Source organism: Streptomyces sp. SKN60, from assembly GCF_026236535.1.
Classification (GTDB): domain Bacteria; phylum Actinomycetota; class Actinomycetes; order Streptomycetales; family Streptomycetaceae; genus Streptomyces.
Genome location: NZ_JAHTMW010000015.1, coordinates 141,769 through 157,672 on the forward strand (window position 1 = coordinate 141,769; position 15,904 = coordinate 157,672).

General features: G+C 74.1%; 19 protein-coding genes. 10 read left to right on the plus strand and 9 right to left on the minus strand.

The genetic code is table 11. The features are described from left to right. Positions 1-273: 273 nt before the first annotated feature. On the minus strand, positions 274-552 hold the full coding sequence (locus tag KV205_RS25055; protein ID WP_265866849.1) for a hypothetical protein: 279 nt from the start codon (positions 550-552) through the stop codon (positions 274-276). 300 nt (positions 553-852) lie between these two features. Here KV205_RS25055 and KV205_RS25060 point away from each other — a divergent pair, with 300 nt between their 5' ends. The 3 genes from KV205_RS25060 (at position 853) to KV205_RS25070 (ending at position 3,486) form a co-directional block, all read left to right on the plus strand. Continuing rightward, positions 853-2,160: an ROK family transcriptional regulator gene (locus KV205_RS25060; protein WP_265866850.1), complete on the plus strand. Its 1,308-nt coding sequence runs from the start codon at positions 853-855 to the stop codon at positions 2,158-2,160. A gap of 49 nt (positions 2,161-2,209) precedes the next feature. Further along, positions 2,210-2,944 carry an adenosylcobinamide amidohydrolase gene (locus KV205_RS25065; RefSeq protein WP_374214725.1) on the plus strand — a complete coding sequence of 245 codons (735 nt, stop codon included), beginning with the start codon at positions 2,210-2,212 and terminating at the stop codon, positions 2,942-2,944. Positions 2,945-3,057: 113 nt separating this feature from the next. Further along, entirely contained in the window at positions 3,058-3,486 is a 429-nt protein-coding gene (locus tag KV205_RS25070) for a Rieske (2Fe-2S) protein (protein ID WP_265866851.1), read from the plus strand. Here KV205_RS25070 and KV205_RS25075 read toward each other — a convergent pair. Then, positions 3,473-4,159: a cysteine hydrolase gene (locus KV205_RS25075; protein WP_265866852.1), complete on the minus strand. Its 687-nt coding sequence runs from the start codon at positions 4,157-4,159 to the stop codon at positions 3,473-3,475. The two genes, KV205_RS25070 and KV205_RS25075, sit on opposite strands and share 14 nt — an antisense overlap. Positions 4,160-4,249: 90 nt before the next feature. Between KV205_RS25075 and KV205_RS25080 the strand changes: the two genes are divergently transcribed. Further along, a complete protein-coding gene (locus KV205_RS25080) occupies positions 4,250-4,708 on the plus strand; it encodes a pyridoxamine 5'-phosphate oxidase family protein (protein WP_265866853.1) in 459 nt (152 codons plus the stop codon). Between the two features lie 25 nt (positions 4,709-4,733). On the opposite strand, the gene KV205_RS25085 is transcribed toward KV205_RS25080, so the two are convergent. Continuing rightward, a complete protein-coding gene (locus KV205_RS25085; protein WP_265866854.1) occupies positions 4,734-5,639 on the minus strand; it encodes a LysR family transcriptional regulator in 906 nt (301 codons plus the stop codon). 74 nt (positions 5,640-5,713) lie between these two features. On the opposite strand from KV205_RS25085, the gene KV205_RS25090 reads away from it, so the two are divergent. Further along, a complete protein-coding gene (locus tag KV205_RS25090; RefSeq protein ID WP_265866855.1) occupies positions 5,714-6,700 on the plus strand; it encodes a DMT family transporter in 987 nt (328 codons plus the stop codon). A 15-nt stretch (positions 6,701-6,715) separates the two neighbouring features. Here the strand turns inward: KV205_RS25090 and KV205_RS25095 are convergent, their stop codons facing one another. Beyond that, complete coding sequence (locus KV205_RS25095; protein ID WP_265866856.1) at positions 6,716-8,047, minus strand: aminotransferase class I/II-fold pyridoxal phosphate-dependent enzyme; 1,332 nt, start codon at positions 8,045-8,047, stop codon at positions 6,716-6,718. Between the two features lie 35 nt (positions 8,048-8,082). Here KV205_RS25095 and KV205_RS25100 point away from each other — a divergent pair, with 35 nt between their 5' ends. Beyond that, positions 8,083-8,820, plus strand: a complete 738-nt coding sequence (locus KV205_RS25100) for a pyridoxamine 5'-phosphate oxidase family protein (protein ID WP_265866857.1) — start codon at positions 8,083-8,085, stop codon at positions 8,818-8,820. Between the two features lie 10 nt (positions 8,821-8,830). Continuing rightward, positions 8,831-9,490, plus strand: a complete 660-nt coding sequence (locus KV205_RS25105; protein WP_265866858.1) for an FMN-binding negative transcriptional regulator — start codon at positions 8,831-8,833, stop codon at positions 9,488-9,490. On the opposite strand, the gene KV205_RS25110 is transcribed toward KV205_RS25105, so the two are convergent. From KV205_RS25110 to KV205_RS25120, 3 genes are all read right to left on the minus strand, one after another. Beyond that, positions 9,487-10,476, minus strand: a complete 990-nt coding sequence (locus KV205_RS25110) for a DMT family transporter (protein WP_265866860.1) — start codon at positions 10,474-10,476, stop codon at positions 9,487-9,489. The genes KV205_RS25105 and KV205_RS25110 overlap by 4 nt on opposite strands. Positions 10,477-10,656: 180 nt before the next feature. Then, positions 10,657-11,649 (minus strand): DMT family transporter, encoded by a 993-nt coding sequence (locus tag KV205_RS25115; RefSeq protein ID WP_265866861.1) that lies wholly within the window; start codon positions 11,647-11,649, stop codon positions 10,657-10,659. 41 nt (positions 11,650-11,690) lie between these two features. Beyond that, entirely contained in the window at positions 11,691-12,227 is a 537-nt protein-coding gene (locus KV205_RS25120; RefSeq protein WP_374214726.1) for a Clp protease N-terminal domain-containing protein, read from the minus strand. 284 nt (positions 12,228-12,511) lie between these two features. Between KV205_RS25120 and KV205_RS25125 the strand changes: the two genes are divergently transcribed. Further along, positions 12,512-12,733 carry a hypothetical protein gene (locus KV205_RS25125; RefSeq protein ID WP_265866862.1) on the plus strand — a complete coding sequence of 74 codons (222 nt, stop codon included), beginning with the start codon at positions 12,512-12,514 and terminating at the stop codon, positions 12,731-12,733. Between the two features lie 69 nt (positions 12,734-12,802). Continuing rightward, positions 12,803-13,231: an SRPBCC family protein gene (locus tag KV205_RS25130; protein ID WP_265866863.1), complete on the plus strand. Its 429-nt coding sequence runs from the start codon at positions 12,803-12,805 to the stop codon at positions 13,229-13,231. A gap of 81 nt (positions 13,232-13,312) precedes the next feature. On the opposite strand, the gene KV205_RS25135 is transcribed toward KV205_RS25130, so the two are convergent. Beyond that, complete coding sequence (locus KV205_RS25135) at positions 13,313-13,954, minus strand: PadR family transcriptional regulator (protein ID WP_265866864.1); 642 nt, start codon at positions 13,952-13,954, stop codon at positions 13,313-13,315. A gap of 171 nt (positions 13,955-14,125) precedes the next feature. Here KV205_RS25135 and KV205_RS25140 point away from each other — a divergent pair, with 171 nt between their 5' ends. Then, the gene (locus KV205_RS25140) at positions 14,126-14,935 is read left to right on the plus strand and encodes a PhzF family phenazine biosynthesis protein (RefSeq protein ID WP_265866865.1); all 810 of its coding nucleotides are present in this window, start codon (positions 14,126-14,128) and stop codon (positions 14,933-14,935) included. A 73-nt stretch (positions 14,936-15,008) separates the two neighbouring features. Here the strand turns inward: KV205_RS25140 and KV205_RS25145 are convergent, their stop codons facing one another. Continuing rightward, positions 15,009-15,800, minus strand: coding sequence for a CPBP family intramembrane glutamic endopeptidase (locus tag KV205_RS25145; RefSeq protein ID WP_265866866.1), 792 nt, complete (start codon positions 15,798-15,800; stop codon positions 15,009-15,011). Positions 15,801-15,904 lie beyond the last annotated feature (104 nt).

Here is a 15,904-nt window from a genome sequence, read left to right on the forward strand (position 1 = left end):
CACGCTACCCGTACCTGAGTGGAATCGACCCCTACGGGGATACCATTTTCAATGGCCTTCAGGTACGGCAGCTTCTGAACGAGCTCGACTCGTACACATCGACGTGCTCAGCTTCGGCCGAATTCATGGAGGAGCTCAACACCCTGTGCCGCATGGTGACTCCGGGATCACATAGATTTCTCTGGTTCATCGGGGACTGACTGACCTCAAGCCCGAGGTTGTCCGGCCGATCGCTGCTGTGCCCCTCCAGGGACCCGGAGGGGCACAGCGCGCCTATCTCGTTGCGTGCGACCTGCCTACGGGGCAGACTGCCGGCACCGCGTACGTCAGCAGCGACGCGAAGTCCCCCGCGTACGCGTCGTGCGGTGCGTTGCCCAGCAGGTACTTGGAGTGGACCAGGGAGCCGTCCGTCGTCTTCGGCTGCTTCAGGGTGATGCTGGCGCGGCCCTTCAGCGTGTCGACCTCGTTGCTCTCGGCGTACACGGCGCCGGACCGGCTGTCCGCCACCACGGACGGCGGCGACGTCCGGGTGGACGCGGCGGCCTGAGGCACGCCGGGCCCGACGCACGCGGCAACCCTCGCCCCGGACCTCGCCCGGCACCATGATGGAGCCGGACCCGGCCGGGCTCGCCTCGGAGTCGGCGGACCGGCTGGGCCCGGCACGTCACCCGCCGGGACAGTACGGGGGCGGGCGGGACGTCCCTCACCCCGTGGCGGGCGTTCGGAGCCCGGAGATCGAGGCTTTCGACCCAGGCTTAATTTATGACGTGAGTCAAACAACAAGGGAAGAGCGTGTCAAGGCCTCGCACCCGGTGTATCTTGCGGAACAGGCGCGAGAGAACGGGGGTTACGGTGCGAGCGACAAGTGGCCGCACAGTACGCGACCTGCGACGCGAGAACCGCACCACGGTGCTGCGGCGACTCTACTTCGACGGTCCGATGAGCCGCTTCGCGCTCGGACCGGCGACCGGTCTGAGCTCCGGCTCGGTGAGCAACGTGGTCGCCGAACTGGCCGCCGAGGGCCTGGTCGAGGAGGCCGGCAGCGTCGACTCGGCCGGCGGCCGGCCCCGTACGCTGCTCCGGATCAGCCCCGGCAGCGGCTGCATGATCGGTGTGGACGTCGGCGAAACCCGGGTCAGGATCGAGCTGTTCGACCTCACCCTCACCGAACTCGCCCGCACCGAACGCCCGTTGGCCGTCGACGCCGCCGAGCCGCCCGCGCGGTACGAGGTCGGGGTGGTCGTCGGCCACATCCGCGACGGCATCGCCGAGGTCCTTGGCACCGCCGGTGTCGACCCGGAGCGGCTGCTCGGCGTCGGGGTCGGCGTCCCGGGGATCGTCGCGCACGGCGGGCCCGAGGGCGCCGTCGTGCACGGCCAGACCATCGGCTGGGACGCCGTCCCGCTGGAGCGCCTGCTTCGCGAGACCGGCGCCCTGCCCGCCGCCGTCCCGTACCGGATCGACAACGGCGCCCGCACCATGGGTCAGGCCGAGCTCTGGTTCGGCGCCGGGCGCGGCGCGCGCAGCGCGGTCTTCGTGCTCGTCGGCTCGGGCGTCGGCGCCTGCGTGGCCACCGACCCGATGGGGCCCGGCCGCGCGCTGGAGTGGGGTCATCTGACGGTACGGGTCCGGGGGCGCCGCTGCCGCTGCGGCGCGCTGGGCTGCCTGGAGGCGTACGCGGGCGCGGAGGCCCTCGTCGCGCGCTGGCGCGAGGCGGGCGGCAACCCTCCGGCCGGCGCCGACGAGGAGACGGCCCTGGCCGCCCTCCTCACCGCCGCCGACGCCCTCGACCGCACGGCGGTCGCCGTCCTGGAGGAGACCGCCGAGTACCTCGGCGCGGGCGTCTCCGACCTGATCAACCTCTTCCAGCCGGAACGCATCCTGGTCGGTGGCTGGGCCGGCCTCCAGCTCGGCGACGCCTTCCTCGCCCAGGTCCGCGCCCACGCCCGCGCCTACGCACTCCACCACCCCGCCGCCCGCGTCACCATCGGCCTCGGCACCCTGGGCCCGGAGGCCGTCACGATCGGCGCCGCGATCCTCCCCCTCGCCGACTTCTTCGCCCACGGCGGCCGCCGCGCCGAACCGGAAACCCCGGAGTCGGAGGCTCCCGGGGCCCAGCCTGCCTGGCGGACGACCCTGCGGGAACGGACGGCGCACTGAGGCCCGCCCAGAACGGGGGTCCCGGCCCGCGTTAGGGTGCGGCGTGCCTCTGCGAACCGCCCCCGCCACACCCGCCGTACCCCCCGCACCTCCCGCGCCCTTCGTCACCCGCGGCCCGCTCCGCGAGGCCGTCCTGCTCGCGCACGAGGAGGACGGGCAGCGGTGGCCGATGCTCGTGTGGGCGCCGGGGCCGGGGACGCGGATGGTGTCGAGCGCCGTGCTGGGCGGGGGCATCGGGGAACGCGGCTGGGTGCTGAACGCGCAGGTGCCGCCCGGGTACGGGCGGCTCGACCCGGTCGCCCATCTGCGCGCGCTGGCCGTGGACGCCGGGCTCGACGGGCCGGGCGTGGGCCTGATGACGGCGGCTCCGGTGGCCGAGCGGTGCCACGCGGCGGACGGCGGCGCCGAGGCCGTGGTCACGGCCGGCATCGGCGTACGGGGCTGGGCGGCCGTCCCGGACGACGGCGCCCTCACCGCACCGCGCCGCCCCGGCACCATCAACATCCTCGTCTCGCTGCCCGTGCCGCTCACCGACGCCGCCCTCGTCAACGCGGTGGCCACCGCCACCGAGGCGAAGACGCAGGCCCTGGTGGAACTGGGCGCGGACGCCTCCGGCACCCCCACCGACGCCGTATGCGTGGCCTGCCCCTCCCCCGGCACGGTCGACGGGCGGCAACCGGAGGCCTTCGCCGGGCCACGCTCCCTGTGGGGCGCGCGGATCGCCCGCGCGGTGCACCGGGCGGCCCGGGAGGCCTGCGCGGCGGCGCTTGCGCGCCACGGCTGAGACGGCCGAACGGATCGCGTCCCCGCGTACGGCTGACGCGGAGCGCCCGTGTCCGACAGCATGGGCGGCGCATGCGGATCAAGGCGCATTCTGATCGATGGGAGAGGTACGAGATGAGCGGTGTGGCGCGCAGGACGGTCGTCGCGGCGGCGGGCGGAGCGGGTCTGACGGCGGCCCTCGCCGCCTGCGGCGGCGGCGACAACGGCGGCAAGAACGGCTCCGGCGGCTCCGGCGGCTCGGACGTCCACGAGGAGAACGCGCCGCTCGCGACGACCGGCGACATCCCGGTGGGCGGCGGGAAGGTGTTCGCCGACAAGGGCGTGGTCGTCACCCAGCCCAAGCAGGGCGAGTTCAAGGCCTATTCGTCCCGTTGCACCCACCAGGGCTGCGCCGTGGGCAGCGTGGCGGACGGCGTGATCGTCTGCCCCTGCCACCAGAGCCGTTTCGACGCCAACGACGGCAGTGTGAAGCAGGGACCGGCGACGAAGCCCCTGGAGCCGATGCCGATCGAGGTGGCCGGGGAGGCGATCAGGCTCGCCTGACCCCCGGGGCCGCTCGCCGCGGCGCCTTCCAGCAGCCGAGCACGTCGTCGGTGGTGGCGATGGTGGCGACCAGGGCGAGGGTGTTGCGGATCATCGCGGGGGTGTAGTCGGCCGGCACGCCCGCGATGGCGTCGGCGGGAACGACCACCGTGTAGCCGAGGTTCACGGCGTCGAACACGGCGTTGGGAATGGCGACGTTGGCGGAGACGCCGGTGACGACCAGGGTGCGGCAGCCGAGGTTGCGGAGCAGCGGATCGACGTCGGTGCCGGCGATCGGCGACAGGCCGTGCAGCCGCCGCACCACGAGGTCCTGCTCGGCCACCTCGATCGGTGCGGCGATCCGTACGGCGGTGCTGCCGGTGTGCTGCTGTACGGGGAGCCGGGCGGCGGCGCGGAACAGGCGCGCGTTGTGGTTGGCGCCGCGCCCGTCGGGGCGCCGTTCGGCGACGGCGTGCAGGACCTGCACATCGGCCTCGTGGGCGGCGGCGACCAGCCGGGCGACGTTGTGCAGGGCGCCCGACGAGCGGGCCACGGCGGCGAGTTCGGGCAGGGCGCTGTCAGCGCCCACGACGCCCTGCTGGCACTCGACGGTGAGCAGCACGGCCCCGTCGGGTGCGAGCAGTTCCCTGAGCTGGTCCCTCAGCGGTTCCCTGCGCCGGTTCCCCTCGCCCATGACGTCCTCCTCCTTGCCCCCGGCTGCCCGTAGGCCCCATGATTTCTGACACTCCATCAGAATTCCAGGAAATCCAGAAGGGTGCGCACGATGAGCGTCGCACAGCGCCGCGGACGCCGGATCATGATGACCCCGGCCGAGCTCGACACCTTCCTCTCCGAACAGCGCACCTGCCGGGTCGCGACCGTCTCGGCCGACGGCCGCCCGCACGTCAGCGCGCTCTGGTTCGCCTGGGACGGCGCCTCGCTCTGGCTCTACTCGCTGACCCGCAGCCGCCGTTGGGCCGAGCTGCGGGCCCGGCCGCAGGTGGCGGTGGTGGTCGACGACGGGGTGGAGTACGGGGAGCTGCGCGGCGTGGAGCTCTCGGGCACCGTGGAGTTCGTCGGCGAGGCCCCGCGCACGGGTGAGCCGTGCCCCGAACTCGACGCCGTCGAGCGCCTCTTCGCCGCGAAGAACTTCGGCCTCGACGCGATGCCGCACGACGGCCGCCACGCCTGGCTGCGGCTCACTCCGGACGCCGTCGCGTCCTGGGACTTCCGCAAGATCTGAGCCGCACGCCGGAGGGGTGCGCGGCTCAGCTCTCGTGCGCCGCGCCCGCCTCCCGCAGCGCCTCGACGACCGCGCGGATCGAGGGGCGGCGCCCCGCGTCCGTGCGCCAGGTCGCGTAGATGTGGCGGCGCACCGGCTGGCGTACCGGCACGAAGGACACCCCGTCCATGGTCGCGGGGCGGCCGAGCCGGGGCGCGACGCACACGCCGAGCCCGGCCGCGACCAGCGCGAGCTGGGTGTGGTGGTCGCCGGCGACATGGGCGATGCGCGGCTCGATGCCCTTGCCGCGCAACGTGAACATCAGCCAGTCGTGGCAGAACTCGCCGGCCGGCCAGGAGACCCATTCCTCGTCGGCGAAGTCGTCGAGCTCGACGGAGGCGCGCCCGGCCAGCGGGTGGTCGGCGGGCAGCGCGACATCGGCCGAGTCGTCGAGCAGATGGGCCCGTTCGAGGCCGGCGGGGACAGGGGCCCGCTTGTTGTTCCAGTCGAGGACGACGGCGAGGTCGCTGTCCCCGCGCAGCACGTCACGGGTCCCGAAGTCCGGCTCCAACTCGGCGGTGTGCACCCGCAGTTCGGGGTGGGCCGAGCGGAGAGAACGGATGGCGGCGGGGAACAGGCCGCGCATCGCCGTGGGGAAGGCGGCGATCCGCACCTCGCCGACCACCTGGCCGCGCTGCGCCTCGATGTCCGCCTGGGCGAGCTGCACCTGCGAGAGGATCCGGGAGGCATGCTCGGCGAGCAGCAGTCCGGCGTCGGTGAGCCGGATCCCCCGGCCGCTGCGGGCGAGCAGCTGCTGTCCGATCTCGCGCTCCAGTTTGGCCAGCTGCTGCGAGACGGCGGAGGTCGTGACGTGCAGCCCTTCGGCGGCGCCACTCACCGAGCCGTGCCGCGCGACGGCGTCCAGGGTCCGCAGGCGCTCCAGATTCAACATGTAAGCGATTCTAAGAGGTCGTCTCCAATGATTCTCGCTTGTACTACGAGGTCGGCTCGGTCACCCTGAGTTCCATGAGCAGCCCCGCCACCCCTTCCGCACCCCGCCGGCCGCAGGTCGACTGGCGCGTCCGCTTCGGCGTCCTCGCCCTGATCTGGGGCTTCAGCTTCCTCTTCATCAAGGTCGGCACGGACGGCTTCGCGCCGTTCCAGGTGACCTTCGGCCGGCTGCTCTTCGGCACGGCGGTGCTCGCCGTCGCCATGGTCGTGAAGCGCGACCGGCTGCCGCGCGGCGCGCGCACCTGGGGCCATCTGACGGTGGCGGCGTTCCTGCTCAACGCGCTGCCTTTCTCACTGTTCTCGTACGCGGAGCTGACCATCCCGTCGACGCTGGCGGGCATCTGCAACGCGACGACCCCGCTGTGGGGCATGCTCCTGTCCCTGGTGGCGCTCTCCGAGGACCGTCCCACCCGGGTGCGCGCGGCGGGCCTGGGCATCGGCTTCGTCGGGGTGCTCACGGTGCTCGGCGCCTGGCAGGGCTTCTCGGGCCTGGACGTCACGGGCACGGCGCTCGCCCTGCTCGCCTCCTTCAGCTACGCGGTCGGCTGGATCTACGTCCGCCGCACCCTGGCCGGCACCGGCGCCTCGAACCTCTCCCTCGCGGGCTCCCAGGTCGGCCTGGCCACGATCCAACTGGCCCTGGTCACCCCACTGTTCACCAGCCGGCCGGAGTCCTTCGCGGTCCTTCCGCTGCTCTCCGTGATCGCCCTGGGCGCGCTCGGCACGGGCTGCGCGATGCTGCTCCAGTACGGCGTGGTGGCCGAGGTCGGCCCGACGACGGCCTCCATGGTCACGTACTTCATCCCGGTCATCGCGACCGCCGCCGGCGTCGCCCTCCTCGGCGAGCAGTTGTCCTGGAACACCCCGGTCGGCGCGGTCATCGTCCTCGCGGGCGCCGCCCTCACCCAGACCCGCGGCCCGCGCCGCACCGAGCCCACGCCGCCCGTGGCCGCCGCCCCGGCCGAAGCCCCGCGCCCGGAGACCGCCGGCACCCGCTCGTAGCGCGGGGCCACACCCTCAGCCGTAGCTCCGCGCCGGCGCCGGCCCCGCCGCGTACGCCACCGCGTCGGCGAGCGGTTCGAGGTCGGTCCGGGCGAGGCCGGAGACGGTGAGCCGGACCGCAGGGCCCGCGTCCATGCGGAAGCGGGCGCCGGGGGCGACGGCCCAGCCGGCGGCGAGGAGGCGGGCGACGGCGCCGGTCTCGTCGGCGACCGGAACCCAGACGTTCATGCCGCTGCGCCCGTGCGCCTCGGCGCCGCGCCGGGCGAGCGCCCGGACCAGGCCGTCGCGCCGCGCCCCGTACGAGGCGGCCACCGCCGCCGGATCGATCGCGCCCGTGGTCCACAGGTGCACCACGGCCCGCTGGAGCAGCCGGCTGACCCAGCCGGGGCCGAGGCGCTGCCGGCCGAGCACCCGGTCGACGGTCTCCGCGTCGCCGGTGAAGGCGGCGATCCGCAGGTCGGGGCCCCAGGCCTTGGCGACCGAGCGCACGAAGACCCACTTGCCCTCCCCCGTGGCCAGCGGGTGCAGCGGCTGGGCGACGATGCCGTGCCCGTGGTCGTCCTCGACGAGCAGCACGTCCGGGTGCGCCGCGAGGACCGCGCGCAGCGCGGCGGCCCGCTCGGCCGTGACGCAGGCGCCGGTCGGGTTCTGGGCGCGGTCGGTGACGATCACGGCGCGCGCGCCGGCGCGCAGGGCGCGGGCCACCGCCTCGGGCAGCGGCCCCTCGTCGTCGACGGCGACCGGCACCGGCCGAAGGCCGAGCGCGGGCACGAGGTCGAGGAGGCTGCCCCAGCCGGGGTCCTCCACCGCCACGGCGTCGCCCGGCCGCAGATGCGCGGCGAGCACCCGCTCGACGGCGTCGAGCGAGCCGGAGGCGACCCCGACCGGCCCGGCCGGCACACCGCCCGCGTCGAAGGCCGCCCGGGCGAGCCGCGCGAACTCCTCGTCGACCGGCGCCTCCCCGTACAGCGGGGCCCGCTCGGCGTACTCGCGCGCGACGGCGGCCAGCACCTCCCCGAGCGGCGGCAGCAGCGCGGGGTCCGGGCTGCCGTTGCTGACATCCCGCACGCCCTCGGGGGCGTCGACCCGGATCGAGCCGCGCGCGGTGGTCGCGGGCGCGGCGCGCACCCGGCTGCCGCGCCGCCCGTCGGTCTCGATCACCCCGCGCTCGCGCAGGGTGCGGTAGGCGGCGGCCACGGTGTTCGGGTTCACTCCGAGCCCGGCGGCCAACTCCCGCATCGGCGGCAGCAGTTGTCCGGGCTTGAGCTGCCCGGCACCGACCCCGCGCTCGACGCTGGCGGCGATCTCCGATGCGCGACGACCTTCGATCCGATACTCTCCTAGCACAAAGCAGATTATGCACTAGTGCAATGGAGTTCGCAATGCCGGAGACACAGGCGACCACGGCCACCGCCGCCGGGACCGGGACCAAGGCCGGATCCGGGACAGCCGGGGCCGGGGCCGGGGAGTACGCCCCCACCGAGCGCACCGTCCCCACCCGCTCCCGGGAGCGCGCCTCGTACGACCGCGCGCTGGTGCACTCGATCCTCGACGAGACCTACCTCTGCCACCTCGGCTTCGTCCGCGACGGCGCGCCCGTCGTGCTCCCGACCCTCTACGGGCGGATAGGCGAGCGCCTTTACGTGCACGGGTCCACCGGCTCCCGGCCGCTGCGGTCCGCCGGCCGGGGCGAGGACGCGCCGGGCCTGCCGGTCTGTCTGACCGTGACCCACGTGGACGGCCTGGTGCTCGCCAAGTCCGCCTTCCACCACTCGATCAACTACCGCTCGGTCGTGGTGCACGGCGTCGCCCACCAGGTCACCGACCCCGAGGAGCTGCGCACCGCGCTCGACGCGCTCGTCGACCACGTGGTGCCCGGTCGCGCCGCCGACTCCCGGCCGGCCAACGCCAAGGAGCTCGCCGCCACCGCCGTGCTCCGCATCGACCTCGCCGAGGTCTCCGCGAAGGTCCGCACCGGCGGCCCCAACGACGACCCCGAGGACGCCGCGCTCCCCCACTGGGCCGGCGTGGTCCCCGTACAGCGCGGCTACGGCACCCCGGTCCCGGCCGACGGCCGGCCCGACGCGCTGCCGCTGCCCGACTACCTCGCCGCCCTGTAGGAGGACCGCCATGCTCATCCACCCCTGGGACGCGGCCCTCGACGAGGCCGAGTGGCGAAACTGGCTGGCCCGCCACGACTTCGGCCAGCTCGCGGTGAACGGCGCGCCCGGTGAGCCGCCGTGGGTGCAGCCGCTGCACTTCCGTTACGAGCCGGAGCCCGGCCCGTACGGCCAGGCGCTCACCCACCTCGCCCGGCCCAACCCGCTCTGGCGCGACCTGGAGCGCTCGTCCACCGTGCTGCTCAGCGTGGTCGACGACTACGTCTACGTGCCCGGCCACTGGACCGCCCCGGACGGCGCGCCGTCCGCGCACGGCACCCCGACCTCCTTCTACGCGGCCGTCCAGCTGCGCTGCACCGCGCACATCGTGGACGACCCGGCGGAGAAGGCGGAGCTGCTCAACCGCCAGGTCGCCCACTTCCAGCCGGAGGGCGGCACGGCCCCGGCGGCCCCGGGCGAGGCGCCGTTCGGCCGGATGCTCCCGGGCATCCGGATGCTGCGGCTCGAAGTGACCGACGTACGCGCCAAGTTCAAGTACGGCGGCAACAAGTCGGCCGACATCCGCGACCGCGTCACCGACCGCCTGTCCGACCGCCGGGGCCCGGGCGACGCGGCGGCCCTCGCCCACAAGGCCCGCCGCACGCCCGCCGACAGTCAAGACACCCCCTAGGCGGGGGTCGCCACCGTCCCCCTGGTCTCGGCGAAGGCCAGACCGGTCACCGCGAGCAGCAGGAGGAGCGTCCCGGCGACCGTGGCGACGGTGAGCTGTTCGCCGAGCAGGGTGACCGCGATGACCGCCGCGCTGACCGGCTCCAGGAGCATGATCACGGAGACGGTGGCGGCGCGGACGACGGCCGCCCCGGCGAAGTAGAGCGCATAGGCGAGGGCGGTCGGCACGGCCGCGACGTAAAGCAGCAGGGCGAGCAGCCGCAGCGGCGCGTCGGTGTGCGGCAGCAGGCCCTCCGCCCAGGCCATGGGCAGCAGCCCCACCATGCCGACGGCGAAGGCCCAGGTGGTGGTCGACAGCGCGTCGCCGCTGCCGGTGCCGCCTCCAGTACTGCCTCCAGTACTGCCTCCAGTACTGCCTCCGGTGCGGCCGAGCCAGCGGGTGATCAGAGTGATCGCCGCGTATCCGGCGGCGGACAGGACGGCGAGGGCGACGCCGAGCGGGCGGACCTCCGCCCCGCCGCTGCCGAGGACGAGGACGCCGAGCCCGGCGAGCGCGCCGCCGACCGCGGCGGCGCCGCCCACGCCGATCCGCTCGCCCATCAGCAGGCGCGCGCCGACGGCGATGAGCACGGGCCCGGCGCCGAGGGTGACGACCGTGCCGACGGCGAGCCCCGTGGCCTGCACGGCGGCGAAGTAGGCGCTCTGGAAGACGGTCAGGCCGATGCCGGTGCCGAGGATGCGGACGAGCCTGCGGCGCCGCGGTTCGTGAGCGGCCGGAGTCCTCGGTCCCCGCCGCAGCGCGAGCGCGCCGAGCAGCAGGACGAGCCCGCCGGCGCAGCGCCAGAAGGAGAGGGCGAGGGGGCCCATGTCGCTGGCCCGGAAGACCAGCGAGGCGGCGGCCCCGGCGGTGCCCCAGGCGATTCCGGCGACGATCAGATAGGTGAGGCTCCGCCCGGTGGACAGGGCGGGGCCGAAGGAGTTCGACACGTGCGTTCTTCTCCGTGTGAAGACAGGAAGGGTGGTGGTCGCTGGGCTCCGCGGGCGGGCAGCGACGAACCGCCCGGGGGCCATGTGTCGGCACGCCCGGGCCCGGTCTTCGTCAGCGGAAGGTGCCGCCCGCGCTAGGCGGCGGGAGGCGGAAGAACGGTCGCATGCATGAGCGGCACCCTACGCGGAGTTCCGCCCGGCCGTCACCTCGGTGTCCGCCGTGGCGGACGCGGCGGCCGATCCGGTCACCGGCTCGGCGGCCGCGGCCTTGGGCGTGGACGACTGCGCGATGAACGCGCCGACGAGGACCACCGCGCCGCCGAGGATCTGCGGAGCCGCCAGGTGCTCGCCGAGCAGCACCCAGGCGAGCACGGTCGCGATGACCGCCTCCAGGCAGGCCACCACGCCCGCGACCTGCGGCGAGAGCCTGCGCACGGAGATGACGCCGGTGACGTACGCGAGGACGGTGGCGATCAGCACCACGTAGCCGATCAGCAGTCCGGCCGGGACCTGGGTGCCGTTCATGTCGGCGGTGCCGGCGAGCACCGACCAGTCCATGCCCCACGGGCGGGCGACGGCGGTGAGCACGAGCGCGCCGCCGAGGAGTCCGTACGCGATGACGCCGAGCGGGTCGGCGGGCTCGGCCTCGTCGCTGCCCTGGTCGGAGAGGACGAAGTAGCCGACCTGGCAGCAGGCGGCGGCGAGCGCGAGGAGCAGTCCGAGCAGGTCGAAGCTCAGCCCGGACCAGACCTGGACGACACAGGCGAGACCGCCGACGGCGAGGACGACGCCGAGCGCGGCGCGCCGGGTGACCGGCCGGCGCTGGACGAAGCGGACCCAGCCGAGGACGAGCGCGGGGGCGAGGTACTCGATGAGCAGCGCGACGCCGACCGGGATCCGGGAGATCGCGGCGAAGTAGCAGGCCTGGACGCCCGCGACGGCGAGCAGTCCGAAGCCGGCGAGCAGCGCGGGCTTGCGGCGCACCAGGTCCCGGTGGCGCCAGGCCACCGGCAGCATGACGAGGGCGGCGCCGGCCACCCGGAGCCACACCACATGGAGCGGGTCGAGTCCCGCCTCGATGAGCGGCTTGGCCGCCACTCCCGAACCACCGAATGCGAAGGCCGAGGCCAGGGCGAGTCCCAGGCCGGCGCTTCTCCCCTGAGACGCGTGCATCGGGCCATCATGACAGGACCCGGTCAGGTGCGTAACCCCCGTTACACCTGTTGAGACGGGTGCTCGATCCGGGCGGTCAGCGCGCCCGGATCGACCCCTGCCCGGCGCAGCACCTCGGCGGCCCGGCTGTCCCGGTCGACGGCGAGCGCGGCGAGCAGATCGAGGCCGCGCACCCGGCTGTCGCCGCGGAGGGCACCGCGGTGGGCGGCGCGGTCGAAGGCGCCGGCGAGGGCGGCGGCGGCCGCGGGCGACCAGCCGGCGGCGCCGGTCTCGGCCCCGCGCAGGACGGGCAGGGTGGCGCCGGTGTCCTCGACGGAGCGCTGCCAGCGCAGCCCGTAGCCGATGGAGCGCTGGACGAGGTAGCCGAGGACGCGGGCGCGCCGGTCGGCGTCACCGAGCGCGGCGGCCGCCTCGGGGTCGGCCTCGACGAGGGAGTGCAGAAGGTGGGCGGTGTCGATCTGCCGGTCGCCGTCCCGCAGGGCCCGCCGCCGGGCGCCGTCGAGGGCGCGCATGAGCTGTGCGGTCAGCCGGTCGGCGAGGTCGGCCCGGCGCTCGGCGGGCAGCAGCCGGGGCACCAGGGGCGCGGGCGGGCGCCCGGTGAGCCGGCCGGGCGCGCGGTCGGGACGGCGGTCGGGCGACGGGACCGGAGGGACGGGAGCGTGCACCCTTCCACCTCATCAGCCCCGGAGCGCGCGGTCATCCTCGGCGAGGAGCATGTGCGCATCCCACCGGGGTCGGGTACGGGCGGTCGATTCCTCCTCCTTGCGGATGAGATCGCGCGAGTTCGCCTCCCGGGGCGCGCGCCGCCTTGCCCCGCGCCCTCCGCGCAACCACACGGCCGCCCTTCACCGTCCTTTCAGACATGTTCTGGATGGTGGCCCTGCTCGCGCAAGACGGGCGGCAGTACGTCTACCGCGTGTACGCGCCGCGGAAGGCGCTGCCGGCCGACCTCTTCTGGGCCGCGTTCCACTGTCACGACGAGGGCGGCGGCCCGCGCGCCTCGGACTGGTTCGACTCCGCGCAGATCTGGTGGTTCGACGGCGTCGACGGCGAGCCCGCAGAACTGACGGTTCATCAGTATTGAATGTTCACGCCCCTGCGGCTACGTTCCGCGACACCGATAGTCGACTGGTACGCGTGAAGGGGTGGTCCCATGGCCGAAGTCAGCGCGGAGGCACGCATCGAGGCACCGGCCGAGAAGGTGTGGGCGCGGCTCACCGACTTCGGTTCGTACGGGGAGTGGAACGCCACCCACACCGACTTCCCGAACGGCGGCCCGGCCGCCCTGGAGGCGGGCGCGACCTTCGCGGAGAACATGAAGCTGATGGGCTTCCCCGCCGAGGTGACCTGGACGGTGGAGGAGCTGGAGACCGCCCGGGTGTTCGCGATCCGCGGCAAGGGCCCGATGGGCGTCGTCGTCGGCACCCGCTACTCCCTCACCGCCGACGGCGAGGCCACCACGGTACGGATCGACGGGGAGTTCACGGGTGCGGCCGTCTCCCTGATGGCCGGCAAGCTCAGGGACTCGGCGACGGCCGCGCTGACCGAGTCGCTGCGCAAGCTGGCCGGCCTGGTCGGCTGACCGACCGGCTGACCCGTTCCGTACGCGAGGGGGCCCCGCGGCATGCGCATGCCGTGGGGCCCCCTCGTGACCGTCAGCCGCTCAGTGCTCGTCGGCCAGGATCAGGTACAGCTTCTTGCGGGCCTCGTTGATGACCTCCACGGCCTTCTGCCGCTGCTCGGCGTCACCGGTCTTCCAGACCTGCCCGAAGGCCTCCATCAGACCGAAGCCGGCCTGCCGGATCTCGTTCAGGGCCTCCCAGTCGACACCGCGCCCGGCCTCCTCCCACGGGGCGTCCGGCCCCGCCTCGGCCTCCGTGCGCCCGGCGTCGGTGAGCGTGAACAGCTTCTTGCCGCCCTCGCTCTCGCTGGTGATCAGCCCCTCGTCCTCCAGCATCTGGAGGGTCGGGTAGACCGAGCCCGGGCTGGGCTTCCAGGTCCCGCCACTGCGCTCGACGATCTCCTGGATCATCTCGTAGCCGTGCATCGGGCGGTCCGTGAGGAGGGCCAGGATCGAGGCGCGCACATCGCCGCGCCGCGCCCGCCCACGCCCCCCTCCGGGACCGCGACCGCGCCCACCCCAGGGCCCACCGCCCCACGGGCCGCCGCCCCAGCCGGGCCCGAACTGCCCGAAGGCCGCTCGCCGCCCCTCGAAGTCACCACGAGGTCCGGGGCCGCAGTGCCCGCGTCCGGCACCGGGGCCGTTCCCGCTTCCGTGTCCGAATTCATGTCCGTAGGTACGCATCGCAACGCTCCTTCCGTCGAGATTCATCGAGATTCATCGCTGAACTGTCGCGATGCCTCAACGATATATCGGAACTGTTCGCCGAGCAAGCACCGAACAGCACACCGATCGGTCCAGTGGTCCGCGATTGGCCTTGGCCTGGGGTTTTGCGCGTCCGGTACGTTCCGGGTCATGCGGATTCGAATCGTCGACGCCTTCACCGACCGCCCCTTCTCCGGCAACCCGGCCGGCGTCCTGCTCCTGGACGCCTTCCCGGAGGACGCCTGGCTCCAGAAGGTGGCCGCCGAGGTCAACCTCTCGGAGACCGCCTTCGCCCACCCCCTGCCGCCGGGCGGCGACGCGGACTGGGCGCTGCGCTGGTTCACCCCCACCACCGAGGTCGACATGTGCGGCCACGCCACCCTCGCCACCGCCCACGTCCTGCACAGCACCGGCACCGCCACCGGCACCGTCCGCTTCGCCGCCCGCTGCGGCCTGCTGATCACCACCGCCGGGGCCGACGGCACGATCACCATGGACTTCCCGACCTCGTCCCTCACCCCGGTCGCCGCGCCCGAGGGCCTGGCGAAGGCGCTGGGCGCGGAGCCGGTCGCCGTGCACGACACCGCCGCGCACATCGGCGACCTGGTCGTTGAGCTGGCCGACGAGGCGACCGTGCGCCGGCTGACCCCGGACTTCGCACTGCTCAGCACCCTGTCCGACCGCGGGATCATCGCGACGGCCGCCGCGGAGGACCCGGAGGGTCCGTACCAGTTCGTCTCGCGCGGCTTCTTCCCGGCCGTCGGCATCGACGAGGACCCGGTCACCGGCAGCGCCCACACCGCGCTCGCCCCGTACTGGTCGGCCCGCTTCGGCCGCGCCGAGCTCACCGGCTTCCAGGGCGGCGCGCGCACCGGCCTCGTCCGCACCCGGCTGCGCGGCGAGCGCACCCTGCTGACCGGCCACGCGGTGACCGTGATCGACGGCGAGCTGCACGCCTGAGAACCCCGGGGACCCCGAGACGCGGAAGGGGCGTGCGGCCGATGCCGTACGCCCCTTCTTCCGCCGAAGTCGCTCACACCGTGGGCAGCCAGCCCACCTTCCCGGCGAGCAGCCCGTAGCCGACGAAGGCCACGATGTCGAGCAGCGAGTGCGCCACCACCAGCGGCCCGACCCGCCCCCAGCGCCGGTACAGCCAGACGAAGACCACACCCATCACCATGTTGCCGAGGAAGCCGCCGATGCCCTGGTAGAGGTGGTACGAGCCGCGCAGCACCGAGCTGGCCGCCATCGAGGCCTTCGGGGACCAGCCCAACTGGTCGAGCCGGCGCAGCAGATAGCCGACGACGATCACCTCCTCCACGACGGAGTTCTGGATCGCCGAGAGGATGAGCACCGGGTACTTCCACCACACGTCGGGCAGCGACTCGGGCACCACGGTGAGGTTGAAGCCGGAGGCCCGGGCGGCCAGGTAGAAGGCCAGTCCCGCGCTGCCGATGCCGGCCGCGACGAGCGCGCCGCGCCCCAGGTCCGGCCAGGGCCGGGTGCGGTCGAAGCCGATCGCCCGCAGCCCGCGCACCCCGGCGCCCTCGCGCAGCAGCAGATGCGCGACCAGGGCGACCGGTACGAGCGCGGTGGCGATGCCGAAGAGCTGCCAGGCCAGATCGAGCCAGGGCCGCCCCGGCGCGTACGAGCCGTTGAGCGTGGCGGCCTGCTCCTTGAGGGCGCCCGGCTTGGTCAGCGAGCCGATGAAGCTGATCAGCGCGGAGACGCCGCTCGCGCCGAGCGAGAGCGCGAGCACGAGCAGCGTCTCGGAGCGCAGGATCCGGCGCGAGGGGCCGCCGGGAGGCAGGGAAGCGTCCACCACATGTTGCTCCGACACCACACCTGTCTCCCATTCCCCACGGCCGTACGGGTACGGGAAACCCTACCTACGCTCCGGAGCCGCCCGGCGGGACCTGCACGACCCGG